The following is a 25,257-nucleotide window of genomic DNA, read 5'->3' as shown; positions in this document are numbered from 1 at the left end:
ATCAGTCCATTGGGGATAGCATGAGACGATTTCTGACGACGCTGATGATTCTTCTGGTCGTGCTGGTGGCCGGCTTTTCTGCGTTAGTACTGTTGGTGAATCCGAATGATTTCCGCGCGTATATGGTCAAGCAGGTTGCCGTACGTAGCGGGTATCAGCTGCAGTTGGATGGCCCCCTGCGTTGGCACGTATGGCCGCAACTGAGTATCCTCTCAGGGCGAGTGATGTTAACGGCTGAAGGCGCCAGCGACCCCCTGGTTCGTGCTGATAATATGCGTCTCGACGTTGCATTGTGGCCGCTGTTGAGCCACCAGCTCAGCGTGAAGCAGGTGATGCTCAAAGGCGCAGTGATTCAATTGACCCCGCAAACTGAGGCGGTACGCGGCAAAGATGCACCCGTTGCCCCAAAAGACAATATGTTGCCCGATCTGGCGGAAGACAAAGGATGGTCGTTTGATATCGCCCGTCTGCGCGTTGCCGACAGTGTTCTGGTGTTCCAACATGAAGACGATGAACAGGTTACCGTTCGCGATATTCGTCTGGAGATGGAACAAGATAGCCAGCACCGCGGCACGTTTGATTTCTCCGGGCGTGTGAACCGCGATCAGCGCGATCTCGCGTTATCCTTTAACGGTACGGTCGATGCCTCCGATTATCCGCACAACTTATCTGCGAATATTGAACAGTTAAGCTGGCAACTGCAGGGGGCCGATCTTCCGCCGCAGGGGATCAACGGTCAGGGACATCTTCAGGCGCAATGGCTGGAAGAGAAAAAACAGCTTTCATTTAGCCAGATAAATTTGACCGCTAATGACTCTTCTTTCTCCGGGCAAGCGCATGTGGCCTTGTTGGAAAAACCGGAATGGGCCGTTGACCTAAAATTTGGTCAGCTCAATCTGGATAACCTGCTCGTACAACATGACGCAGCGGTGACAGCAAAAGGTGAAGTTCAGCAAGGTCAGAGTCAGTCAACGCTGGCGCGCCCCGTTATTGCTTCCCAGGTTGATGCTGTTTCGTATCAGGGACTCAAGGGTTTTTCGGCAGATATCGCTTTGCAGGCTGACAAGGTGCTGTGGCGGAAAATGGCGTTTGAGAATGTCTCGGCAAAAATAGACAACCGGTTCGGCTTACTGAACATTGCACAGTTGCAGGGAAAAAGTGATGGCGGGCTGATCTCATTGCCCGGCACGCTGGATGCCAGAAAGGGAGAACCGCGAGCGGTCTTTCATCCGCGCCTGGAAGGTGTTGAAATTGGCACTATTCTGAAGGCCTTTGATTACCCCATCGCACTCACCGGCAAGCTGTCGTTGACGGGAGATTTTTCCGGCTCGGATATTGACGCCCAGGCGTTTCGTCACAGCTGGCAAGGGCAGGCCCATGTCGAAATGAACGATACGCGAATGGAAGGGATGAACTTCCAGCAGATGATACAGCAGGCCGTCGAGCGTAGCGGTGGAGATGCTAAAGCCCAGCAAAATATGGAGAACGTGACCCGTCTGGATCGTTTTGTAACCGATATGACGCTGGATAACGGTGAGGTGACGCTGGATAACATGGTAGGGGAGTCCGCTATGTTGGCACTGACCGGCAAAGGAACGTTAGATCTGGTGAAGCAGAATTGCGACACGCTGTTTAACATTCGCGTTCTGGGCGGTTGGGATGGCGAAAGTAAGTTGATTAATTTCCTGAAGGCCACCCCGGTTCCTCTCAGAGTCTATGGTCAATGGCAATCACTGAACTACAGTCTGCAAGTTGATCAGCTTTTGCGTAAACATCTGCAGGATGAAGCAAAACGTCGCCTGAATGACTGGGCCGATCGCAATAAAGATTCCCGCAACGGCAAAGATGTTAAAAAGTTGCTGGATAAGCTCTGATTCATATTGCCGGATGGTGGCTAATGCCCCATCCGGCTCGTGACTTACACCTCGTAATCCATCTCTTCTTCACTGTGTAGCGGTATCAGCTGGACTTTTTGCACGCGATGATTTTCCACCTGCAGGGTTTTTAGCCGATAGTCGCCAACCTGGACTTCCTCCCCGGTTTTTGGGATGCGCTGCAAATATTCCATTAAAAGCCCGGCAATGGTGTGATACTCACGTTTTTCATCTAATGGGATAGGGACGTACTGCACCAGGTCTTCCAGCGGCATATGCCCGTTAGCGGTCCATGAACCATCGGCGTTTTTCTGAATATCATGGCGGGCGTCGATTTCCTCTACCTCGTTTGGCAGATTGCCGGCGATGGTTTCCATCACATCACTCAGCGTCACTATCCCTTCGACGGAACCAAATTCATCGGCTACAAACGCGAAGTGCGTCCGGGCGTTTCGGAACTGCTCAAGCGCCGGAAGTAGCGGCAGAGTTTCCGGGAACACCAGCGGCTGGCGAATCAGGACGCGCAGGTCGAGCGGCTCGCCGCGCAGAGATTGTTGCAGCAAATCGATGACATGCACCACACCAAGCAGTTCTTCCTGCCCGTCTTCGCCAGTGACCACCAGACGCGTATGCTGGTTTTTTTCCAGTAAGGCGCGGATTTCTGCTTCGGGAGCATTGAGGTCGATGTGTTCAATATCGTGACGCGAGGTCATGATACTGCTGACGGTACGCTGATTAAGGTTCAGCACACGTTCAATCATCCTCCGCTCCTGAGGCGCGAAAATCTGACCTTCATGATGGTCCGCCAGCATTGCCGCGGTTTCGGCATCCAGTTCGGCATCTTCTTTTTGCCCGCTCAGCAGCCGCATTACCGCTTCGGCGGTGCGCTGGCGCAGAGTATGGTTGGCTGAGAGGAAGCGACGACGGTTAAAAATAGCCAACTGGTTCAATGCTTCGATCATCACCGAGAAGCCGATGGCCGCGTACAGGTAACCTTTCGGGATATGGAAACCAAACCCTTCGGCCACCAGGCTAAAACCAATCATCAGCAAGAAGCTCAGGCACAGAATAACGATAGTTGGATGACTGTTGACAAAGCGCGTCAGCGACTTGCTCGCCAGCATCATCAGGCTGATGGCAATAATCACCGCAGCCATCATCACGGCCAGGTGATCGACCATCCCAACAGCGGTAATGACGGAATCGAGAGAGAATATGGCGTCCAGCACCACGATCTGCGCGACCACACCCCAGAACTTAGCGCCTTTACGCTGGGTGGGATTGTCGCTGTCTTTTCCTTCCAGCCGTTCGTTGAGCTCCATAGTGGCTTTAAACAGCAGGAAGAAACCGCCGAACAGCATGATCAGATCGCGGGCGCTGAAGCTGAGATCGCGAATGCTGAACAGCGGCGTGGTCAGTGTTACCAGCCAGGATATTGATGCCAGCAGCAGCAGGCGCATAACCATCGCCAGCAGTAGCCCGGTAATACGCGCCTTATCCCGCTGGGCAGGAGGTAGTTTCTCCGCGAGGATGGCAATAAAAACAAGATTATCAATGCCAAGAACAAGTTCGATCACGATTAACGTGACCAGTCCGGCCCAGATTGACGGATCGGCAATCCATTCCATAGTAAATGCTATACCCATAGTTGTATGACAATTGTCACAATTCGATCATGGGTAAAACTGGCGAAAAATGCAATGGCGAGAGGGGATTTCTCTGCCGGTTATATCAGAACAGATGCAGGATAATAGCCTTAATGTCACTACAGGAAATTAGTTCATTAATCTAGATATATTTAGGAAATATCGCAGGTGGAATGTTTTTATATCAATATTGTCAACATCAATAAAATCCTAAAAATATACAAATCCAACGCTTAATATTAATCTTAAAAGCTTGGTATCGGTGGTTTGTTATCTTGCCTGATATTCGCTTAGCTGCAACAATTCTTGCGGTAATAATCAAAAGATAAATATTTCCTCATTAACCAGTGGCACGTATTCCCGATGCGTTGCCGCTGTAAATGTGATGAAAATAAAGGAGAAGATAAAAATTTAAATTAATCAGTGCATTGGTAGCTAGTGAAGCCAGGGGCGGTAGCGTGTCTGGTCGCCTGAAACAAGCCTAAATTATTCTGTCAAGAGACCGCAGATGAATTCATTTTTTTTAGGACTGATGCCAGTTAAATTTCATTTCAATTAACGGCAAGGTAAATACGTACAGGCGAAGTCGCTATTTAGATTGCATGTGATAATTACTCTGCCAAAGTGATAAATAATCAATGATGAAATCCAAACTTAAATTGATACCAGTATTGGTATCGGTAATCTTGATAAACGGTTGTACCGTGCTTCCGGGCAGCAATATGTCTACGATGGGCAAAGATGTGATTAAACAGCAGGACGCTGATTTTGATATCGATCGCATGGTGAATGTTTATCCACTCACCCCACGACTGGTAGAACAATTACGTCCTCGACCAAATGTTGCACAACCTAATATGTCGCTGGACCAGGAGATTGCCGGGTATCAGTACCGGGTCGGTCCGGGGGATGTCCTGAATGTGACAGTCTGGGACCATCCTGAACTCACCACACCAGCCGGGCAGTACCGTAGCTCAAGCGATACCGGTAACTGGGTGCAACCTGATGGCACGATGTTTTACCCCTACATCGGCAAAGTCAGCGTGGTAGGGAAAACGTTGGCAGAGATTCGTAGTGATATTACCGGGCGCTTAGCGAAGTACATTGCTGACCCGCAGGTGGACGTTAATATCGCCGCTTTCCGCTCGCAGAAGGCCTATGTCTCCGGACAGGTGAACAAATCCGGTCAGCAGGCCATCACCAACGTGCCACTTACCGTTCTCGATGCCATTAACGCCGCTGGCGGTCTCACCGAAGCGGCAGACTGGCGCAACGTTGTGCTGACTCATAAAGGGCAGGAGCAACGCATTTCACTGCAAGCACTGATGCAAAATGGCGACCTGAGCCAGAACCGACTGCTCTATCCTGGCGACATTCTGTTTGTCCCGCGTAATGACGATCTGAAAGTCTTTGTAATGGGGGAAGTGAAAAAACAGAGCACCCTCAAAATGGACTTCAGTGGCATGACGCTTACCGAAGCGCTGGGCAATGCCGAAGGTATTGACCTGACCACCTCCAATGCCAGCGGTATTTTCGTTATTCGACCATTGAAAGGCGAAGGCGGGAACAACGGCAAGATCGCCAATATCTATCAGCTTGATATGTCCGATGCGACATCGCTGGTGATGGCAACATCATTCCGACTCCAGCCATACGATGTGGTGTACGTCACTACTGCGCCGGTTGCTCGCTGGAACCGTTTGATCAATCAGTTGCTGCCGACTATTAGCGGTGTTCGCTATATGACGGACACGGCCAGCGACCTTCACAACTGGTAATCGTCATGTTTAACAAAATCTTAGTTGTCTGTGTGGGGAACATTTGCCGTTCCCCGACGGCAGAGCGCTTGTTAAGGCAATTTCACCCGGCGTTGACGGTCTCTTCTGCCGGTCTTGGGGCGCTGGTGGGGAAAGGCGCGGATCCGTGCGCCATTAGTGTGGCGCAGGCGCACAACCTGTCACTGGATAATCATTGTGCCCGGCAGATCTCGGGACGAATGTGCCGGGAGTATGACCTGATCCTGGCCATGGAAAAGCGCCATATCTCTGCCCTGTGTGAAATGGTGCCGGAGATGCGCGGCAAAGTGATGCTTTTTGGTCACTGGGACAGCGAGCGCGAAATTCCCGATCCATATCGTAAAAGCCGTGATGCGTTTGACGCGGTGTACACATTACTTGAGCGGTCTGCCCGCCAATGGGCTCAGGCACTGAACGCAGAGCAGGGAAAACGATGACAGAAAAAGTAAAACAGTCTGCTGCGCCGGTAACGGGCAATGATGAAATCGATATTGGTCGTCTGGTCGCAACGGTGGTGGAAGCCCGCTGGTGGGTACTTGGCATTACCGCGGCTTTTGCATTGTGTGCCGCGGTCTACACACTGTTCGCCACCCCCATCTATAGTGCGGACGCGCTGGTGCAAATTGAGCAAAATACTGGAAATTCACTGGTGCAGGATATTGGCTCGGCGTTGTCGAACAAACCCCCGGCCTCGGAAGCGGAAATTCAGCTCATTCAGTCACGACTGGTATTAGGGAAAACGGTAGACGATCTCAACCTCGATATCGGCGTGACCAAAGATACGTTCCCTATTTTTGGCGCGGGCTGGGACCGGCTGATGGGCCGTCAGAACGAAACGGTTAATGTGACTACCTTCACGCTGCCAAAGGCTATGAATGAACAGACCTTCACGCTTAATGTGCTGAATGACAAAAGCTATCAACTGGTGAGTGACGGGGGTTTTAGCGTTCGGGGGCAAGTCGGCAAGGTGTTGGAACACGATGGCGTGACGATGCTGGTTGAGGCGATTCATGCCAGCCCGGAGAGCCAATTTACCGTCAGCAAATTCTCCACGCTGGGCATGATAAACACCCTGCAAAATAACCTGATGGTGACGGAAACAGGCAAAGATACCGGTGTATTGAGCCTGACTTTTACCGGTGAAGACCGCGAGCAAATCCGCCAGATCCTCGACAGTATTACCCGTAACTATCTGCAACAAAACGTGGAACGTAAATCCGAAGAAGCCGCCAAAAGTCTGGCGTTTCTGGCCAGACAGTTGCCTGAAGTGCGTAACCACCTGGATGTTGCTGAAAACAAGCTTAACGCCTTTCGTCAGGATAAAGACTCCGTGGATTTGCCGCTGGAAGCCAAAGCGGTGCTGGATTCGATGGTGAATATCGATGCGCAACTGAATGAACTGACCTTCAAAGAAGCGGAGATTTCCAAGCTGTTCACCAAAGCGCATCCGGCGTACCGCACGCTGCTGGAAAAACGCCAGGCGCTGGAAGATGAGAAAAGTAAGCTGAACGGGCGTGTAACGGCGATGCCGAAAACACAGCAGGAAATTGTTCGCCTGACGCGTGATGTGGAGTCCGGTCAGCAGGTCTATATGCAGTTGCTGAACAAGCAACAGGAACTGAAGATTACCGAGGCCAGTACGGTCGGTGATGTGCGCATTGTCGATCCCGCGATTGCTCAGCCTGGCGTGCTGAAGCCGAAAACGGCGCTGATTATTCTCGGCAGTATCATTCTCGGTTTAATGCTTTCCGTGGTGGGCGTACTGCTGCGTTCTCTGTTTAATCGCGGTATTGAAAGCCCCCAGGCGCTGGAAGAGCATGGTATCAGCGTGTATGCCAGTATTCCGCTGTCTGAATGGCAAAAAGCGCGTGATAACGTTCAGACCATTAAAGGTGTGAAACGCTACAAGCAAAGCCAACTGCTGGCCGTGGGGAATCCAACGGATCTCGCCATAGAAGCGGTCCGTAGCCTGCGTACCAGCCTGCACTTTGCCATGATGCAGGCGCGTAACAACGTATTGATGCTGACCGGCGTCAGTCCGTCGATTGGGAAAACATTTGTCTGCGCTAACCTGGCGGCAGTTATTAGCCAGACTAACAAACGCGTGCTATTGATCGACTGCGACATGCGCAAAGGCTATACCCACGAACTGCTGGGGACCAATAATGTTAACGGCCTGTCTGAGATCCTCATTGGCAAAGGGGATATTTCATCCAGCGCTAAACCGACATCGATTCCGCATTTTGATCTGATCCCTCGTGGTCAAATTCCTCCCAATCCTTCCGAACTGTTGATGAGCGAGCGCTTCGGCGAACTGATTGCCTGGGCCAGTTCGCACTATGACCTGGTGTTGATTGACACCCCACCAATTCTGGCGGTGACCGATGCGGCTATCGTAGGGCGCCACGTCGGAACCACGCTGATGGTAGCGCGTTATGCGGTCAACACGCTGAAAGAGGTGGAAACCAGCCTGGGCCGCTTCGAGCAAAATGGCATTCAGGTGAAAGGGGTGATCCTCAACTCGATCTTCCGCCGCTCCAGCGGGTATCAGGATTACGGCTACTACGAATACGAATACACGTCGGATTCGAAATAACTAACAGCAACGCATATCGAATGTAGGCCTGATAAGCGTAGTGCCATCAGGCAACTTTTTTTGGAAACGAAAATGACCACAGAAAACCCGCTAATTTCAATTTACATGCCAACCTGGAACCGCCAGCAGCTGGCCATTCGGGCGATTAAATCGGTGTTGCGGCAGGACTATCCTCACTGGGAGATGATCATTGTGGATGATTGCTCTTCCTCATATGAGCAGTTGCAGCAGTTTGTTGAGGAACTCAACGATCCGCGCGTGTCGTATACGCATAATCCCACCAACTCCGGGGCCTGTGCGGTGCGTAATCAGGCCATTATGCAGGCCAACGGGCAATACATTACGGGGATTGATGATGATGATGAATGGACGCCGAACCGACTGAGTGTATTTCTCAACTATCGCCATCATTTGGTCACGCGGGCGTTTCTGTATGCCAATGACTATGTCTGTGAGGGTGAAGTGTATTCGCAGCCGACCAGTCTGCCGCTCTATCCTAAGTCCGTTTATTCACGCCGCAGGTTTTATAAGCGCAACATCATTGGTAACCAGGTATTTACCTGGGCATGGCGGTTTAAAGCATGTCTGTTCGATACCACGCTGAAAGCGGCGCAGGATTACGACATCTTCCTGCGCATGGTGGTGGCGTATGGCAAACCGTGGAAGGTCAAAGAGGCGACGCAGATCCTGCATGTAAATCACGGTGAGATGCGCATTACCTCATCGCCGAATAAATTCTCCGGCTACTTTCAGTTTTACCGCAAGCACAAAGGCAAATTTGACCGGGCCAGCAAGAAGTATCAGTTGTTTACCCTCTATCAGATCCGCAACAAACGGATGAACTGGCGCACGCTGCTGACGCTGCTTTCTGTTCGCAACAGTAAGCGTCTGGCCGACGGACTGCGAGGACGCTAATTATGCTGGAAGATTTACGCGTGAACGGCTGGAGTCTGCGCCCCTGCTGCATGGTGGTGGCCTATCGGATTGCCCATTTTTGCTCCGTCTGGCGTAAAAAAAACATCTTAAACAACCTGTGGGCCGCACCGGTACTGGTGATGTACCGCCTTATCACCGAATGCCTGTTTGGCTATGAAATTCAGGCCGCTGCATCAATCGGTCGTCGTTTCACCATCCATCATGGCTATGGGGTGGTTATCAATAAACACGTGGTTGTGGGGGATGATTTTACCCTACGTCACGGCGTCACCATCGGCAATCTTGGCACCAACGATTTGTCCTGCCCGGTAATCGGTAACAGCGTTGAGCTGGGGGCCAATGTCACTCTGCTTGGCGACGTTGCTATTGGCGATAACGTGACGATTGGTGCCGGGAGCGTCGTGGTGGATAGCGTTCCGGACAATGCGCTGGTCGTGGGCGAGAAGGCACGGGTGAAGGTAATAAAATGAAGATATTACAATTTAATGTGCGACTCGCAGAAGGTGGGGCGGCAGGCGTGGCGTTAGATTTGCATCTGAGGTCGCTGGAAAAAGGGCTGTCGTCGCGTTTTGTCTATGGCTATGGCAAAGGCGGTAAAAAAAGCGCCAGCCATGCGAAATACCCGCAGGTTATCAAATATACGCCGCGCCTGACGTCGGCGGCGAACATTGCGCTGTTTCGTTTCGCGAACCGCGACATGTTCGGCAATCTCGACAAGCTATATCGTACGGTTACCCGCACTAACGGCCCGCTGGTACTGCATTTTCATGTGTTGCACAGCTACTGGTTGAACCTGGAAGAGGTAGTCTCCTTTTGCCAAAAAGTGAAAGCGCATAAACCGGATATCACCTTCGTCTGGACGCTGCACGATCACTGGAGTGTGACCGGGCGCTGTGCCTTTACCGATGGCTGCGAAGGCTGGAAAACGGGCTGTCTGCAATGCCCAACGCTGAGCAACTATCCGCCGGTAAAAATCGATAAAGCCCATCAGCAGTTGCCCGTTAAGCGGCAGATGTTTCGTGCGATGCTGGCGCTGGGTTGCCAGTTTATCTCGCCCAGTCAGCATGTGGCCGACGCGTTCAACAGCCTGTATGGCGCGGGACGTTGCCGCATTATCAATAATGGCATTGATGTGGCAACTGAAGCCATTCTTGCCGAACTACCCGCGATGCATGAGAAGAGCGGTCGGCCGAAAATTGCCGTGGTGGCTCATGACCTGCGCTATGACGGCAAAACCAGTCAGCAACTGGTGCGAGCGATTACCGCGCTCGGAGACAAAATTGAGTTGCATACCTTCGGCAAATTTTCGCCATTTGCGGGAGATAACGTCATCAATCACGGTTTTGAGAGCGATAAGCGCACGTTGATGAGTGCGCTTAATCAGATGGATGGATTGGTGTTCAGCTCCCGTGTCGATAACTACCCGCTGATTCTGTGCGAAGCGCTGTCCATCGGCGTACCGGTAATAGCCACGCACAGCGATGCCGCGCAGGAAGTGCTGGCTAAATCAGGCGGAAAAACGTTCAGCGAAGCTGAAGTGTTGCAACTGGTGCAGCTGAAAAAATCAGACATTGCGCAGGCGGTTTTTGACACGTCGCTTGCCGCATTTAGCCAGCGCAGCCGGTTGGCATACAGTGGACAACAGATGCTGGAGGAATATGTCTCGTTCTATCAGAATCTGTAGCTATCTGGTGCTACCGCTGCTTTATCTGCTGGTAAACGTCAAACTCGCCCAGCTTGGCGAGAGCTTCCCGATAACTATTGTCACCTTTTTACCCGTTCTGCTGTTGCTGTTTATCGAGCGCATCAATATCAAAAAATTAATGATCGCGCTGGGCGTAGGGGGCGGACTGACGGCATTTAACTATCTGTTCGGTCAGTCACTGGATGCCAGCAAGTACGTGACGTCCGCCATGTTGTTTATCTATACCGTGGTGATTATTGGCATGGTATGGAGTATTCGCTTCAAAACCATTTCATCGCATAACTACATTAAAATCTTGCGCTTTTTCTGGCTGGTTGTGGGACTGGTGGTGGGGTTAGCTGCAGCTGAAATGGCGCAGATAATTCTCAGCGGCGGCAGCAGTTTAATGGAAGTTATTTCGAAATATCTTATTTACAGTAACAGCTATGTTCTGAACTTTATTAAGTTTGGTGGGAAACGAACCACGGCGCTCTATTTCGAACCGGCATTCTTCGCTCTGGCATTAATCTCAATTTGGCTCAGTATCAAACAGTTCGGTATCAAAACACCTAAGTCCGATGCTATGATTCTGGTAGGGATAATATTATCGGGATCGTTTTCAGGAGTAATGACGTTTATTTTGTTTTACCTCCTGGAATGGGCGTTTCAGTACCTAAATAAGGATGCGATAAAAAAGAAACTACCTCTGGCGATAATCTCATTGAGCGTGTTTTTAGTTGGTGTGATATTTGCTTTTCCGTACATCGCAACGCGGCTTGGTGATTTAGGAACTGAAGGTTCGTCATCGTATTATCGTATCGTAGGGCCATTAGTGATGGTCGGTTATTCGTTACTGAACGTTGATGGCGTAGTGAGATTTGGCTCACTTTATGAATACGTCGCGTCATTCGGAATTTTTAACGGTGCAGATGTCGGTAAAACAATAGACAATGGCTTGTATCTGCTGATTATTTATTTTTCATGGTTCGCGGTGATATTAGCCCTATGGTACATGGGGAAAGTCATGAAAATGATGATCAATGCGTTTGGCGATAATCAGAATTATCGGGTGCAGCTTTATCTTTTTACACCATTGTCACTGTTTTTTACTGGTTCAGTATTTAGTCCGGAATACGCATTTTTAATTGTGTGTCCGTTTATTTTGCGCAAGGCGCTGAATATCGCGAGGTAACTCACATGCTGCTCAGTATCATTACCGTCGCCTTTCGCAATCTGGAAGGGCTCGTCAAAACTCACGCGTCGCTGGCACATCTGGCGCAAGCGGGTGATATCAGTTTTGAGTGGATTGTTGTTGATGGCGGCTCCTCGGATGGTACGTCGGCGTTTCTTGAAGGACTCAGTGGAGAACACCGGTTACGGTTTGTCAGCGAGCCGGATAACGGTATCTATGATGCGATGAACAAAGGCATCGCCATGGCGCGCGGGCGGTTTGCACTGTTCCTCAACTCCGGGGATATTCTGCATGCGAATGCGGCTTGTTTTATCCGCCAGCTAAAAATGCAGAGTGACCAAACTATGGTCATTGGCGATGCGTTGCTGGATTTCGGCAATGGCAACAAAATTAAGCGTCGGGCAAAACCGGGTTGGTATATTTATCACAGTCTGCCAGCCAGCCATCAGGCAATATTCTTTCCGCTCTCAGGACTGAATGTCTGGCATTATGATTTGCAATATAAAATATCGTCAGATTACGCGTTGGCAGCCAAATTATACAAATCCGGTTACGCTTTTAAAAAGCTGCGCGGGTTGGTGTCGGAATTTTCTATGGGCGGAGTGTCAACGACGAATAATCTGGAATTGTGCCGGGATGCCAAAAAAGTACAGCGCCAGATATTACATGTGCCTGGTTTTTGGACCGGTTTGTCAGAATATTTACGTCTGCGCACAACCGATAAAGCAAAAACCTTATATGGAAAAACGTAAGAGCACAATATGCAAGACTTAAGCGGATTTAAAGTGCCTGGCGGTTTTCGCGGCGGCGGCGCTATTAAAGTGCAATTATGGTGGGCGGTGCAAGCAACATTATTTCGCTGGTCTCCGCAGGTCATGTATCGCTGGCGTGCATTTTTATTACGGATGTTTGGCGCAAAAATAGGAAAAAACGTAGTCATTCGGCCTTCAGTAAAAATTACTTATCCGTGGAAGCTAACTCTGGGAGATTATGCCTGGGTGGGTGATGACGCGGTTTTATATACGTTAGGTGATATTACGATTGGGGCCCACGCAGTTATTTCGCAAAAAAGTTATTTATGCACCGGGAGTCATGATTATGCCAGCCAACATTTTGATATTAACGCCACACCGATAGTGGTTGGCGATAAATGCTGGCTGGCGACAGATGTCTTTGTCGCGCCTGGCGTAACGATTGGCGATGGCACCGTCGTCGGAGCACGAAGCAGCGTATTTAAATCGCTGCCAGCAAATGTCATTTGTCGGGGAAATCCCGCAGTAGTCACGCGCGAACGCGTCGAGAAAGTTACTCCCTGAGGGGATCACTGAAGAGGTTATAACATGTCAAAAGTCGCTCTCATTACTGGCGTAACCGGGCAGGATGGTTCTTACCTGGCAGAACTCCTGCTGGAAAAAGGGTACGAAGTACACGGTATTAAGCGTCGCGCTTCATCATTCAACACCGAACGTGTGGACCACATCTACCAGGATCCGCATTCAGGCAATCCCAAATTTCATCTGCACTATGGCGATTTGACGGACTCCTCCAATCTGACCCGTATTTTACAGGAAGTCCAACCGGATGAAGTCTATAACCTGGGTGCCATGAGCCACGTTGCGGTGTCGTTTGATTCACCGGAATACACCGCAGACGTTGATGCGATCGGCACCTTGCGCTTGCTGGAGGCGATCCGCTTCCTTGGTCTGGAAAAAAAGACCCGTTTTTATCAGGCGTCCACCTCTGAGCTGTACGGTCTGGTTCAGGAAATCCCGCAGAAAGAGAGCACGCCGTTCTATCCGCGTTCACCGTATGCCGTTGCTAAGCTGTATGCCTACTGGATAACCGTCAACTACCGTGAGTCTTACGGGATGTATGCCTGTAACGGCATTCTGTTTAACCACGAGTCTCCGCGCCGCGGCGAAACCTTTGTCACTCGCAAAATTACCCGGGCGATCGCCAACATCGCTCAGGGGCTGGAGTCTTGCCTGTACCTGGGCAACATGGATTCACTGCGCGACTGGGGGCATGCCAAAGATTACGTCAGGATGCAGTGGATGATGCTGCAGCAGGATAAGCCGGAAGATTTCGTGATTGCCACCGGCGTGCAGTATTCCGTGCGCCAGTTTGTAGAAATGGCGGCAGCTCAACTGGGGATTAAATTGCGCTTTGAAGGTGAGGGCGTGAATGAAAAAGGCATCGTGGTTTCCGTGACCGGACATGATGCGCCGGGCGTGAAGCCAGGCGATGTCATGATTGCCGTTGACCCGCGCTACTTCCGTCCGGCTGAGGTGGAAACGCTGCTGGGCGATCCGGCCAAAGCACATGAAAAACTGGGCTGGAAACCGGAAATCACACTGCGCCAGATGATCTCGGAAATGGTTGCGAACGATCTTGATGCGGCGAAGAAACATTCCCTGCTCAAGTCGCACGGTTACGAGGTCGCCATCGCGCTGGAGTACTGAGGATGAAGACACAACGTATTTTTGTGGCGGGCCATCGCGGGATGGTGGGGTCCGCCATCGTCAGACAATTGTCGCAGCGAAATAATGTGGAGCTGGTGCTGCGTACCCGCGACCAGCTTAATCTGCTGGACGCCAGTGCGGTGCAGGCGTTTTTTGCCGCTGAACGTATTGACCAGGTTTATCTGGCGGCGGCAAAAGTAGGAGGGATTGTGGCAAACAATACTTATCCTGCTGATTTTATTTATGAAAACATGATGATTGAGAGCAACATTATTCATGCTGCACATCTGCATAACGTGAATAAACTGTTGTTTCTCGGGTCATCCTGTATTTATCCCAAGCAAGCTACCCAGCCAATCGCCGAGAGTGAACTGTTGCAGGGGACACTTGAACCGACCAATGAGCCGTATGCGATTGCCAAAATTGCCGGTATCAAGCTGTGTGAATCCTATAACCGACAGTATGGCCGTGATTATCGCTCGGTGATGCCGACCAATCTGTATGGGCCGCATGACAACTTTCATCCGAGTAATTCGCATGTGATCCCGGCGCTGCTGCGCCGCTTTCATGAAGCTCGCGGGCAAAATGCGCCGGATGTGGTGGTATGGGGCAGCGGGACGCCAATGCGTGAATTTCTGCATGTCGACGATATGGCGGCGGCCAGTATCCACGTGATGGAGTTGGCTCAGGAAGTGTTGCAGGAATATACCCAGCCGATGCTGTCGCATATCAACGTGGGGACCGGCGTGGACTGCACCATCCGTGAACTGGCGCAGACTATTGCGGAGGTCGTGGGCTACAAGGGGCGCGTGGTGTTTGACGCCAGCAAACCGGACGGCACACCGCGCAAATTGCTCGACGTTACGCGTCTGCATCAGTTGGGCTGGTATCACGAGATATCTCTGCAAGCGGGGCTTGCCAGTACATATCAGTGGTTCCTTGAAAACCAGCAGCGTTACCGGGGGTAAGCATGTTTTTACGTCATGAGGATTTTGCCACCGTTGTACGTTCAACTCCGCTGATTTCCATCGATTTGATCGTGGAAAACGCCCACGGTGAATTTCTGCTTGGCAAGCGCCTCAATCGTCCTGCGCAGGGGTACTGGTTTGTGCCCGGCGGTCGGGTGCAAAAAGATGAACCGCTGCACGCGGCCTTTGAGCGGCTTACTGAAGCTGAGCTGGGGTTACGTTTACCGCTGTCCGCTGCGCAGTTTTACGGTGTCTGGCAGCACTTCTATGACGACAACTTTTCCGGGGAAGATTTCTCAACGCATTACATCGTGCTGGGATTTCGTCTGCGGGTGTCGGAAAACGACCTGCAACTGCCTGACGTTCAACATGACGCGTACCGCTGGCTGGCAATTGAAGAGATTCTGGCCACTGACCGCGTGCACAACAACAGCTGGGCTTACTTCTGTGAGAAGAGTCAGGCCGGAGCACCCGGGCTATGAAGATCCTTGTGTATGGCATCAACTATTCGCCGGAGTTGACCGGTATCGGTAAATACACCGGTGAAATGGTGGAATGGATGGCGCAACAGGGGCATGACGTACGGGTGATCACTGCGCCGCCTTATTATCCGCAGTGGAAAGTCAACGGTCGCTATTCATCCTGGCGCTACCATCGTGAAGAGGGCGATGCCATCGTCTGGCGTTGCCCGCTGTATGTGCCTGAGCAGCCCTCCACGCTCAAGCGTCTACTGCATTTAGGCAGTTTCGCCCTGAGCAGTTTCTTCCCGCTGCTGGCGCAGCGCCGCTGGAAGCCGGATCGCATCATTGGGGTAGTACCGACACTGTTTTGTACGCCGGGAATGCGCCTGCTGGCGAAGCTGTCCGGGGCGCGCACGCTGCTGCATATTCAGGATTACGAAGTTGATGCCATGTTGGGACTTGGCATGGCGGGCAAAGGCAAGCGCGGTATGGTGGCAAAACTGGCCTGCGCCTTTGAGCGCAGTGGGCTGTTGAATATGGATCATATTTCGACCATTTCTCGCTCAATGATGAACAAAGCACAGGAAAAGGGCGTTGATGCACAGAAGGTTATTTTCTTTCCGAACTGGTCAGAAGTAGCGCGTTTTCGCGATGTGGACGCCGCCGATGCTCTGGCGTTGCGCCAGCAGCTGGGCTTGCCTGATGAAAAAAAAATCATTCTCTACTCTGGCAATATTGGTGAAAAGCAAGGGCTGGAGAGTGTGATCGACGCAGCGGCCCTGTTGAGCGAGCGGCCCTGGCTGTTTGTGATTGTCGGGCAGGGCGGGGGTAAAGCGCGGCTGGAGAGTATGGCCAGCGAACGCGGCCTGAACAATGTGATGTTCTTTCCGCTGCAATCTTATGACGCGCTGCCTGCGCTGCTCAAGATGGCGGACTGTCATCTGGTGGTACAAAAGCGCGGTGCGGCGGATGCCGTACTGCCCTCCAAACTGACCAATATCCTCGCCGTTGGTGGTAACGCGGTGATTACCGCCGAGCCGGAAACCGAGCTGGGGCAACTCTGTAACATTGTTCCAGGCATCGCAGTATGCGTGGAGCCGGAATCGGTAAACGCGCTGGTTTGCGGTATCCAACAAGCGTTGAGTATGCCAAAAGTCAATACGGTGGCACGTGACTATGCCGAACGCACGCTGGATAAAGATAACGTGCTTAGCCAATTTATTGCTGATATTCGGGGTTAATGATGAGTCAAAGCAAACTCTTTCCGGTAGTGATGGCCGGTGGCTCGGGTAGCCGTTTATGGCCTCTGTCCCGCGTATTGTATCCAAAGCAGTTCCTGTGCCTGAAAGGTGATCTCACCATGCTGCAGACAACGATCTGTCGTCTGAACGGCGTGGAGTGTGAAAGCCCGGTGGTTATCTGTAATGAACAACACCGTTTCATCGTCGCGGAACAACTACGGCAACTGCACAAGCTGACTGAGAACATTATTCTCGAACCCGCCGGACGTAACACGGCACCGGCGATAGCGCTGGCCGCACTGGCGGCAAAACGTCAGTGTCCGGGGGAAGATCCGCTGCTGCTGGTATTGGCGGCCGATCACATGATTGCCGACGAAGAGGCATTTCGCGAGGCGGTTCGCAATGCTATGCCCTATGCCAGTGCGGGTAAGCTGGTGACGTTTGGTATCGTGCCGGACCAGCCGGAAACGGGCTATGGCTATATCCGCCGTGGCGAGGTTTCGCCAACGAATACCGACGCCGTGGCGTTCGAAGTGGCGCAGTTTGTTGAAAAGCCCAATCTGGAAACCGCGCAGGCTTATGTGGCGAACGGCGATTACTACTGGAACAGCGGCATGTTCTTGTTCCGTGCCGGACGTTATCTGGAAGAACTGAAAAAATATCGCCCCGACATTCTTCAGGCCTGTGAGAATTCCATGAGTACGGTTGACCCCGATCTCGATTTTATCCGCGTTGATGAACAGGCGTTTCTCGCCTGTCCGGAAGAGTCTGTGGACTATGCGGTAATGGAACGTACGGCGGATGCGGTGGTAATGCCCATGAACGCAGGCTGGAGCGACGTTGGCTCCTGGTCATCGCTGTGGGAAATCAGCGCCCATACCGCCGAAGGCAATGTGCATCATGGCGACGTCATTAGCCACAAAACGGAGAACAGCTACGTGTATGCCGAATCTGGCCTGGTGACGACCGTCGGGGTGAAGGATCTGGTGGTGGTGCAGACCAAAGATGCGGTGCTGATCGCCGATCGCAACGCGGTGCAGGACGTCAAAAAAGTGGTGGAGCAAATTAAAGCTGACGGACGACATGAACACCATATTCACCGTGAAGTTTACCGTCCGTGGGGCAAGTACGACTCCATTGATGCCGGAGACCGTTACCAGGTGAAGCGAATTACCGTTAAACCCGGTGAAGGATTGTCCGTGCAGATGCATCATCACCGGGCTGAACACTGGGTGGTGGTGGCTGGTACCGCGAAAGTGACGATCAATGATGACATCAAACTGCTCGCTGAAAACGAGTCTGTCTATATTCCGCTTGGGGCGACCCATTGTCTGGAGAATCCCGGGAAAATCCCGCTCGATCTGATTGAAGTGCGCTCCGGATCTTACCTCGATGAGGATGATGTGGTGCGGTTTGCGGACAGATACGGGCGCGCCTGATGCAGGATGCGCCGCGCTTATCCGGCCTACAACAACGTAGGCGCGGTAAGCGAAGCGCACCGGGCAATGCATTTAACACTCATTAAAAAGGCTCATTAAGAGTCAGGGCCTCCTGTTGCCTGAAGAGGGGTAAATCATGACGAAATTAACCTGTTTCAAAGCCTACGATATTCGCGGCAGGCTGGGCGAAGAATTGAATGAAGATATCGCGTGGCGTATTGGCCGCGCTTACGGCGAGTTCCTGAAGCCAAAAACGATCGTCCTCGGCGGTGATGTGCGCCTGACCAGCAAGACGCTAAAGCTGGCGCTGGCGAAAGGACTTCAGGATGCGGGGGTGGATGTGCTGGATATTGGCATGTCGGGTACCGAAGAGATTTACTTCGCCACCTTCCACCTGGGTATTGACGGCGGTATTGAAGTGACCGCCAGCCATAATCCGATGGATTACAACGGCATGAAGCTGGTGCGGGAAGGGGCACGGCCCATCAGCGGTGATACCGGTCTGCGCGACGTACAGTGCCTGGCGGAAGCCAACGACTTCCCGGCGGTTGATGAGACAAAACGTGGCCGCTACCAGCGTATTACTACCCGTGATGCCTACATTGACCACCTGCTGGGTTACATCAATCCCGCCAATCTGAAACCGATGAAGCTGGTGCTCAATTCCGGCAACGGCGCGGCAGGTCCGGTGGTTGACGCCATTGAAGCCCGTTTTAAAACATTGGGCGTGCCGGTCGAGTTCATCAAAATCCACAATACGCCGGATGGCAACTTCCCCAACGGTATTCCCAATCCTCTGCTGCCGGAATGCCGGGCTGACACGCGCAACGTGGTGATTGAACACGGCGCCGATATGGGGATTGCCTTCGACGGTGATTTTGACCGCTGCTTCCTGTTCGATGAAAAAGGTCAGTTCATTGAGGGCTACTACATTGTCGGCCTGCTGGCGGAGGCGTTTCTGGAGAAGAATCCGGGGGCGAAGATTATCCACGACCCGCGTCTGTCCTGGAACACCGTGGACGTGGTGACGGCGGCAGGCGGTAAACCGGTGATGTCAAAAACCGGACACGCGTTTATCAAAGAGCGGATGCGCCACGAAGATGCCGTCTACGGCGGTGAAATGAGTGCGCATCACTATTTCCGTGACTTTGCCTACTGTGACAGCGGGATGATCCCGTGGCTGCTGGTAGCGGAACTGTTGTGTCTGAAAGGGCAGTCGCTGGGCGAACTGGTCCGCGACCGGATGGTGGCCTACCCGGCGAGTGGTGAAATAAACAGCACGCTGGCAGAGCCGGCGGCAGCGATTGCGCGCGTGGAGCAGCATTTTTCCCGTGAGGCGCTGACGGTGGACAGAACGGACGGTATCAGCATGTCGTTTGTCGACTGGCGCTTCAATTTACGCTCTTCCAATACCGAACCGGTGGTGCGCCTGAACGTGGAATCGCGCGGAGATATTCCGTTGATGGAAGCGCGAACGCGCACTCTTCTGGCGTTACTGAATCAGTAATGCTGGTGCTTCCTTTGCCCGATTCTGGGCAAAGGGTGACTAACAGGAACCACGATGACACATCTAAAGAAGCGCGAGCGCGCCAAAACCAATGCGTCGTTAATTTCGATGGTGCAACGCTTTTCAGATATCACCATCATGTTTGGCGGGTTGTGGGTAATCTGCGAATTAAGCGGTTTGCCTTTCCTGTACATGCACCTGCTGGTGGCGCTGATCACTCTGGTCGTTTTTCAGATGCTCGGTGGCATAACGGATTTTTATCGCTCCTGGCGTGGTGTCAAAATTACCACTGAGCTGGTGCTGTTGCTGCAAAACTGGACGCTAAGCCTGATTTTTTGCGCAGGTCTGATCGCCTTTAATAATGATTTTGATAACCGTCTCGCCGTCTGGCTGGCGTGGTATCTGCTATCCAGCGTTGGCCTGGTGTTGAGTCGTTCGTTTATTCGCTACGGCGCGGGATGGCTGCGTAATCGCGGTTACAACACTCGCCGGGTGGCAGTGGCAGGGGACCTGCCAGCTGGACAAATGCTACTGGACAGTTTTCGCCATGAACCGTGGCTGGGGTTTGAAGTAGCAGGTATCTATCACGACCCTATCCCTGGAAAAAACTCCCGCGACTGGGCCGGTAATCTGCAACAACTGGTGGATGACGCCAAAGCCTCACGCATTCATAACGTTTATATCGCCATGTCGATGAGCGATGGTGCCAGCGTCAAAAAATTAGTGCGCGAGCTGGCCGATACCACCTGTTCAGTGATCCTTATTCCTGATGTCTTTACCTTCAACATTCTGCATTCACGGATTGAAGAGATGAACGGCATTCCGGTGGTGCCGCTGTATGACACGCCACTCTCGGGAATTAATCGTCTGTTGAAGCGCGCGGAAGATATCGTGCTGGCTTCACTGATCCTGCTACTTATTTCCCCGGTGCTGTGTGGCATAGCACTACTGGTAAAACTGACCTCCAAAGGACCGGTGATTTTCCGCCAGACTCGCTATGGCATGGATGGGAAGCCGATCAAAGTCTGGAAGTTTCGCTCAATGAAAGTGATGGAAAACGATGCGGTGGTGACGCAGGCCACGCAAAACGATCCGCGCGTTACTCCTGTGGGGAATTTCCTGCGTCGGACGTCGCTTGATGAACTGCCGCAGTTTATTAACGTGCTCACCGGGGGGATGTCTATCGTCGGACCACGTCCGCATGCGGTGGCGCATAACGAACAGTACCGCCAACTGATTGAGGGATACATGTTACGCCATAAGGTGAAACCGGGTATTACCGGCTGGGCGCAAATCAACGGCTGGCGCGGTGAAACCGATACGCTGGAAAAAATGGAGAAACGTGTGGAGTTTGACCTCGAATACATTCGCGAGTGGAGCGTGTGGTTCGATATCAAAATTGTTTTTCTGACGATATTCAAAGGCTTTGTTAACAAAGCGGCGTATTAACATGAGCTTACGAGAAAAAACGCTTAATGGCGCAAAGTGGTCGGCGATTGCCACGGTGATCATTATTGGGCTCGGACTTATTCAGATGACCGTCCTGGCGCGAATTATTGATAACCACCAGTTCGGGTTGTTAACCGTGTCGCTGGTGATCATAGCGCTGGCCGATACACTGTCGGATTTCGGTATCGCCAACTCAATTATTCAACGCAAAGAGATTGGTTATCTGGAGCTGACAACGCTGTACTGGCTCAACGTTGGGCTGGGTATCGTGGTATGCGTGGCGATGTTTCTGCTGAGCGAGACGATTGCCCATGTGCTCAATAACCCAGAACTGGCACCGCTCATCAAAACCTTATCACTGGCGTTTGTGGTGATACCGCACGGGCAGCAGTTTCGCGCGCTGATGCAAAAAGAGCTGGCCTTCAACAAAATTGGCATGATTGAAACCAGTTCGGTGCTGGCTGGATTTACCTTTACCGTGGTCAGCGCCCATTTCTGGCCGCTCGCGCTGACGGCCATTCTTGGGTATCTGGTGAATAGTACGCTACGTACGCTGCTGTTCGGCTATTTTGGCCGCCGGATTTACCGACCCGGGCTACATTTTTCACTCGCATCCGTTTCGTCGAACCTGCGTTTTGGCGCATGGCTGACGGCAGACAGCATCATCAATTACATCAATACCAACCTTTCCACGCTGGTTTTAGCCCGCACGTTGGGAGTTGGCGTGGCGGGCGGATTCAATCTTGCGTGGAACGTGGCGGTTGTCCCGCCGATCAAACTGAACCCGATTATCACCCGCGTGCTGTTTCCGGCGTTTGCCAAAATCCAGGACGACAGCGAAAAACTACGGGTGAATTTTTACAAGCTGCTGTCAGTGGTTGGGATTATCAACTTCCCGGCGCTACTGGGACTGATGGTGGTGTCGGATAATGTGGTGCCGCTGGTGTTTGGCGAGAAGTGGAACGGCATTATTCCGGTCCTGCAACTATTGTGCATTGTGGGTTTGCTGCGCTCGGTGGGGAATCCAATAGGATCGCTCTTGATGGCGAAAGCCCGGGTCGATATCAGCTTCAAATTCAATGTGTTCAAAACCATTCTGTTTATTCCTGCCATTTTCATTGGCGGTCATCTGGCGGGGGCGATTGGCGTGACGCTGGGCTTTCTGTTGGTCCAGGTGATTAACACGATCCTCAGCTACTTCGTGATGATCAAACCTGTTCTTGGCTCCAGCTACCGTCAGTACATGCTCAGCCTGTGGCTGCCGTTGTATCTCTCCTTACCAACCCTTGTGGTGAGCTATGCGTTGGGCTTAACCCTGCGCAATCAGGTGCCATTAAGCGCGCTGCTGGGGATCCAGATAGCGGCAGGAGCAGTGGTGTTTGCGCTAATGATTGTGCTGTCGCGCCATCCGCTGGTGGTGGAAATAAAACGCCAATTCTGTCGCAGTGAAAAAATGAAAACCTTGCTCCGTGCGGGATAAGAACAACGTTTTAAGAGGTCATAATGAAATTACTAATTTTAGGCAACCATACCTGCGGGAACCGAGGGGATAGCGCGATCCTGCGCGGTTTGCTGGATGCCATTAACGCGTTGCGTCCCGAGACCGAAGTGGATGTGATGAGCCGTTACCCGGTGAGCTCTTCGTGGTTGTTAAACCGCCCGGTGATGGGCGACCCGCTGTATTTGCAGATGAAGCAACATAACAACGCAGCGGGTGTTATGGGGCGCGTGAAGAAAGTGCTGCGTCGTCGCTATCAGCATCAGGTACTGCTCTCGCGTGTTACCGATTCCGGTAATCTGCGCAATATCGCTATCGCCCAGGGCTTTACCGATTTTGTCCGTCTGCTGTCGCGCTATGACGCCATCATCCAGGTCGGCGGATCGTTCTTTGTCGATCTGTATGGCGTGCCGCAGTTTGAACATGCCCTGTGTTCGTTTATGGCGAAAAAACCGCTGTACATGATTGGTCACAGCGTGGGGCCATTCCAGGATGAGCAGTTTAATCAACTGGCGAACTACGTGTTTGGTCACTGTAATGCGCTAATTTTACGTGAATCCGTCAGTCTGGATCTGATGAAGCGCAGCGCAATTACCACGGATAAAGTCGAAACTGGCGTGGATACGGCCTGGCTGGTTGACAACCATCATGAGGATTTTGAGCCAGGTTATGCGGTACAGCACTGGTTAGACATGGCGGCTAAACAGAAGACCGTTGCCATTACATTGCGTGAGCTGGCTCCTTTTGATAAGCGTCTGGGGACAACGCAGCAGGCCTATGAGCAAGCCTTTTCCGGGGTGGTGAACCGCATCCTCGACGAAGGTTACCAGGTGATAGCGCTGTCAACTTGCACCGGTATTGATAGTTACAACAAAGATGACCGCATGGTGGCGTTAAACCTGCGCCAGTATGTTAACGATCCGGCCCGATATCACGTGGTGATGGATGAACTTAACGATCTGGAGATGGGGAAGATTCTGGGCGCCTGCGATCTGACGGTGGGGACTCGCTTGCATTCTGCCATCATCTCGATGAATTTTATGACGCCTGCCATCGCCATTAACTACGAGCACAAATCGGCCGGGATCATGCAACAACTGGGGTTACCGGAGATGGCTGTTGATATTCGTCATCTTCTCGATGGCGGTCTCGAAGGGAAGGTTGCCGATACTCTCGGACAGTTACCTGAGCTGCGCATACGTCTCGGCGACGCGGTTATGCGCGAACGCGAACGTGGGGTACGCATGGTGCAGTCGGTTTTAACGCGTATTGAGGGGGATAAATGAAGATTGGTTTTTTCCTGCTTAAATTTCCGCTCTCCTCCGAGACATTTGTACTCAATCAGATAACCGCATTTATCGATATGGGCTACGACGTGGAGATTGTCGCTTTGCAGAAGGGCGATCTTGAAAATACTCATGCCTCCTTTAATACCTACCGTCTGGGTGAAAAAACTCGCTGGTTGCTGAATGAACCGGAAAGCAAACTGGCGAAACTGAAATATAGGGCAGCGGCGGCTCTGCACGGTATTACCCGCGCAGCGACCTGGAAAGCGCTTAATGTTGCACGCTATGGTGAGGAGGCGCGCAATCTGATTTTGGCAGCTATTTGCGGCGGGAATCCGCGAGCGTTTGAGGCGGATGTTTTTATTGCTCATTTTGGGCCCGCAGGCGTAACGGCCGCCAAGCTGCGTGAGCTTGGGATGATCCGCGGAAAAATCGCCACGGTATTTCATGGGATTGATGTTTCGCACCGGGGCGTTTTGGCCCGCTATACCCCTGAGTATCAGCAGCTGTTTCAACGCGGTGATTTAATGTTGCCCATCAGCAATCTCTGGGCCGGACGGTTAAAAAACATGGGATGTCCGCCGCAAAAAATTGCCGTCTCGCGTATGGGAATCGATATGACACGCTTTACGCCACGCCAGTTGAAATCGCCAACTGCACCGCTGGAAATAATCTCTGTTGCCCGGTTAACCGAGAAAAAAGGACTGCACCTCGCCATCGAAGCTTGTCGTCAGTTAAAAGAGCAGGGCGTTTCATTTCGTTATCGAATTCTGGGTATCGGCCCTTGGGAGCGTCGTTTACGTACGCTGATCGAGCAATATCAACTCGATGGCGTTATTGAGATGCCCGGCTTTAAGCCCAGTCATCAGGTAAAGGAGATGCTTGAACAGGCGGATGTATTTTTGCTGCCTTCGATCACCGGAAGAGACGGCGATATGGAAGGGATCCCGGTGGCACTGATGGAGGCGATGGCGGTGGGTATTCCGGTGATTTCCACCGTTCACAGCGGGATCCCGGAGCTGGTCGAGTCGGGTAAATCAGGCTGGCTGGCACCGGAAAACGACGCGCAGGCACTGGCAGAGCGTTTAGCGGCATTTAGCCTGCTCGACAGTGAGCAGGTACAGTCGATTGTGCAGTGTGCGCGTGAAAAAATTGAAAATGAATTTAATCAGTTAGCTATCAATAAACAGTTAGCCAGTCTGCTGCAAACGATGTAAATCGA

21 protein-coding genes are annotated in these 25,257 nt (G+C 52.1%); 20 read left to right on the top strand and 1 reads right to left on the bottom strand.

Annotated elements, in window-relative coordinates:
* Positions 1 to 20 precede the first annotated feature (20 nt).
* Positions 21 to 1,874 (top strand): outer membrane assembly protein AsmA, encoded by a 1,854-nt coding sequence (gene asmA / locus WN16_RS18475; RefSeq protein ID WP_044701904.1) that lies wholly within the window; start codon positions 21 to 23, stop codon positions 1,872 to 1,874.
* A gap of 44 nt (positions 1,875 to 1,918) precedes the next feature.
* Here asmA and WN16_RS18470 read toward each other — a convergent pair whose 3' ends face one another.
* Positions 1,919 to 3,502 (bottom strand): TerC family protein, encoded by a 1,584-nt coding sequence (locus tag WN16_RS18470; protein WP_044701906.1) that lies wholly within the window; start codon positions 3,500 to 3,502, stop codon positions 1,919 to 1,921.
* A gap of 656 nt (positions 3,503 to 4,158) precedes the next feature.
* Here WN16_RS18470 and WN16_RS18465 point away from each other — a divergent pair.
* From WN16_RS18465 to wcaL, 19 genes are all read left to right on the top strand, one after another.
* Positions 4,159 to 5,298, top strand: a complete 1,140-nt coding sequence (locus tag WN16_RS18465) for a polysaccharide export protein (RefSeq protein ID WP_003036765.1) — start codon at positions 4,159 to 4,161, stop codon at positions 5,296 to 5,298.
* Between the two features lie 5 nt (positions 5,299 to 5,303).
* The gene (gene wzb, locus WN16_RS18460; RefSeq protein ID WP_003036763.1) at positions 5,304 to 5,753 is read left to right on the top strand and encodes a low molecular weight protein-tyrosine-phosphatase Wzb; all 450 of its coding nucleotides are present in this window, start codon (positions 5,304 to 5,306) and stop codon (positions 5,751 to 5,753) included.
* A complete protein-coding gene (gene wzc / locus WN16_RS18455; RefSeq protein WP_044701908.1) occupies positions 5,750 to 7,912 on the top strand; it encodes a tyrosine-protein kinase Wzc in 2,163 nt (720 codons plus the stop codon). The genes wzb and wzc overlap by 4 nt, the downstream gene beginning before the upstream one ends.
* Before the next feature lie 72 nt (positions 7,913 to 7,984).
* The gene (gene wcaA, locus WN16_RS18450) at positions 7,985 to 8,827 is read left to right on the top strand and encodes a colanic acid biosynthesis glycosyltransferase WcaA (RefSeq protein WP_003841790.1); all 843 of its coding nucleotides are present in this window, start codon (positions 7,985 to 7,987) and stop codon (positions 8,825 to 8,827) included.
* Positions 8,828 to 8,829: 2 nt separating this feature from the next.
* Entirely contained in the window at positions 8,830 to 9,318 is a 489-nt protein-coding gene (gene wcaB / locus WN16_RS18445; RefSeq protein WP_003844327.1) for a colanic acid biosynthesis acetyltransferase WcaB, read from the top strand.
* Positions 9,315 to 10,532: a colanic acid biosynthesis glycosyltransferase WcaC gene (gene wcaC, locus WN16_RS18440; protein WP_044701909.1), complete on the top strand. Its 1,218-nt coding sequence runs from the start codon at positions 9,315 to 9,317 to the stop codon at positions 10,530 to 10,532. Before wcaB ends, wcaC begins: the two co-directional genes overlap by 4 nt.
* The gene (wcaD, locus tag WN16_RS18435) at positions 10,507 to 11,724 is read left to right on the top strand and encodes a colanic acid polymerase WcaD (protein WP_003841796.1); all 1,218 of its coding nucleotides are present in this window, start codon (positions 10,507 to 10,509) and stop codon (positions 11,722 to 11,724) included. The genes wcaC and wcaD overlap by 26 nt, the downstream gene beginning before the upstream one ends.
* A gap of 5 nt (positions 11,725 to 11,729) precedes the next feature.
* On the top strand, positions 11,730 to 12,476 hold the full coding sequence (wcaE, locus tag WN16_RS18430; protein WP_044701911.1) for a colanic acid biosynthesis glycosyltransferase WcaE: 747 nt from the start codon (positions 11,730 to 11,732) through the stop codon (positions 12,474 to 12,476).
* A 9-nt stretch (positions 12,477 to 12,485) separates the two neighbouring features.
* Entirely contained in the window at positions 12,486 to 13,040 is a 555-nt protein-coding gene (gene wcaF, locus WN16_RS18425) for a colanic acid biosynthesis acetyltransferase WcaF (RefSeq protein WP_003036750.1), read from the top strand.
* Between the two features lie 24 nt (positions 13,041 to 13,064).
* Positions 13,065 to 14,186 carry a GDP-mannose 4,6-dehydratase gene (gmd, locus tag WN16_RS18420; RefSeq protein ID WP_003036748.1) on the top strand — a complete coding sequence of 374 codons (1,122 nt, stop codon included), beginning with the start codon at positions 13,065 to 13,067 and terminating at the stop codon, positions 14,184 to 14,186.
* Between the two features lie 2 nt (positions 14,187 to 14,188).
* Positions 14,189 to 15,154, top strand: a complete 966-nt coding sequence (locus WN16_RS18415) for a GDP-L-fucose synthase (protein ID WP_003841801.1) — start codon at positions 14,189 to 14,191, stop codon at positions 15,152 to 15,154.
* Positions 15,155 to 15,156: 2 nt separating this feature from the next.
* Positions 15,157 to 15,636 carry a GDP-mannose mannosyl hydrolase gene (locus tag WN16_RS18410; RefSeq protein WP_044701913.1) on the top strand — a complete coding sequence of 160 codons (480 nt, stop codon included), beginning with the start codon at positions 15,157 to 15,159 and terminating at the stop codon, positions 15,634 to 15,636.
* Complete coding sequence (gene wcaI, locus WN16_RS18405; protein ID WP_044701914.1) at positions 15,633 to 16,856, top strand: colanic acid biosynthesis fucosyltransferase WcaI; 1,224 nt, start codon at positions 15,633 to 15,635, stop codon at positions 16,854 to 16,856. Before WN16_RS18410 ends, wcaI begins: the two co-directional genes overlap by 4 nt.
* Before the next feature lie 2 nt (positions 16,857 to 16,858).
* The gene (gene cpsB, locus WN16_RS18400; RefSeq protein ID WP_044701916.1) at positions 16,859 to 18,295 is read left to right on the top strand and encodes a mannose-1-phosphate guanyltransferase; all 1,437 of its coding nucleotides are present in this window, start codon (positions 16,859 to 16,861) and stop codon (positions 18,293 to 18,295) included.
* Positions 18,296 to 18,431: 136 nt separating this feature from the next.
* Positions 18,432 to 19,802, top strand: coding sequence for a colanic acid biosynthesis phosphomannomutase CpsG (gene cpsG, locus WN16_RS18395; RefSeq protein ID WP_044701918.1), 1,371 nt, complete (start codon positions 18,432 to 18,434; stop codon positions 19,800 to 19,802).
* A gap of 54 nt (positions 19,803 to 19,856) precedes the next feature.
* The gene (gene wcaJ, locus WN16_RS18390) at positions 19,857 to 21,251 is read left to right on the top strand and encodes an undecaprenyl-phosphate glucose phosphotransferase (protein WP_003844315.1); all 1,395 of its coding nucleotides are present in this window, start codon (positions 19,857 to 19,859) and stop codon (positions 21,249 to 21,251) included.
* Position 21,252: 1 nt separating this feature from the next.
* Complete coding sequence (gene wzxC / locus WN16_RS18385; protein WP_044701920.1) at positions 21,253 to 22,731, top strand: colanic acid undecaprenyl disphosphate flippase WzxC; 1,479 nt, start codon at positions 21,253 to 21,255, stop codon at positions 22,729 to 22,731.
* 23 nt (positions 22,732 to 22,754) lie between these two features.
* Positions 22,755 to 24,035, top strand: a complete 1,281-nt coding sequence (gene wcaK, locus WN16_RS18380; protein ID WP_003841813.1) for a colanic acid biosynthesis pyruvyl transferase WcaK — start codon at positions 22,755 to 22,757, stop codon at positions 24,033 to 24,035.
* The gene (wcaL, locus tag WN16_RS18375) at positions 24,032 to 25,252 is read left to right on the top strand and encodes a colanic acid biosynthesis glycosyltransferase WcaL (RefSeq protein WP_003841815.1); all 1,221 of its coding nucleotides are present in this window, start codon (positions 24,032 to 24,034) and stop codon (positions 25,250 to 25,252) included. Before wcaK ends, wcaL begins: the two co-directional genes overlap by 4 nt.
* Positions 25,253 to 25,257: the final 5 nt, after the last annotated feature.

Source organism: Citrobacter sp. ABFQG, from assembly GCF_004322975.1.
In the GTDB taxonomy this organism is placed as follows: Bacteria; Pseudomonadota; Gammaproteobacteria; order Enterobacterales; family Enterobacteriaceae; genus Citrobacter; species Citrobacter freundii.
The sequence above is the reverse complement of the archived record's forward strand: the minus strand, read 5'-3'. Positions and strand labels throughout refer to the sequence as shown.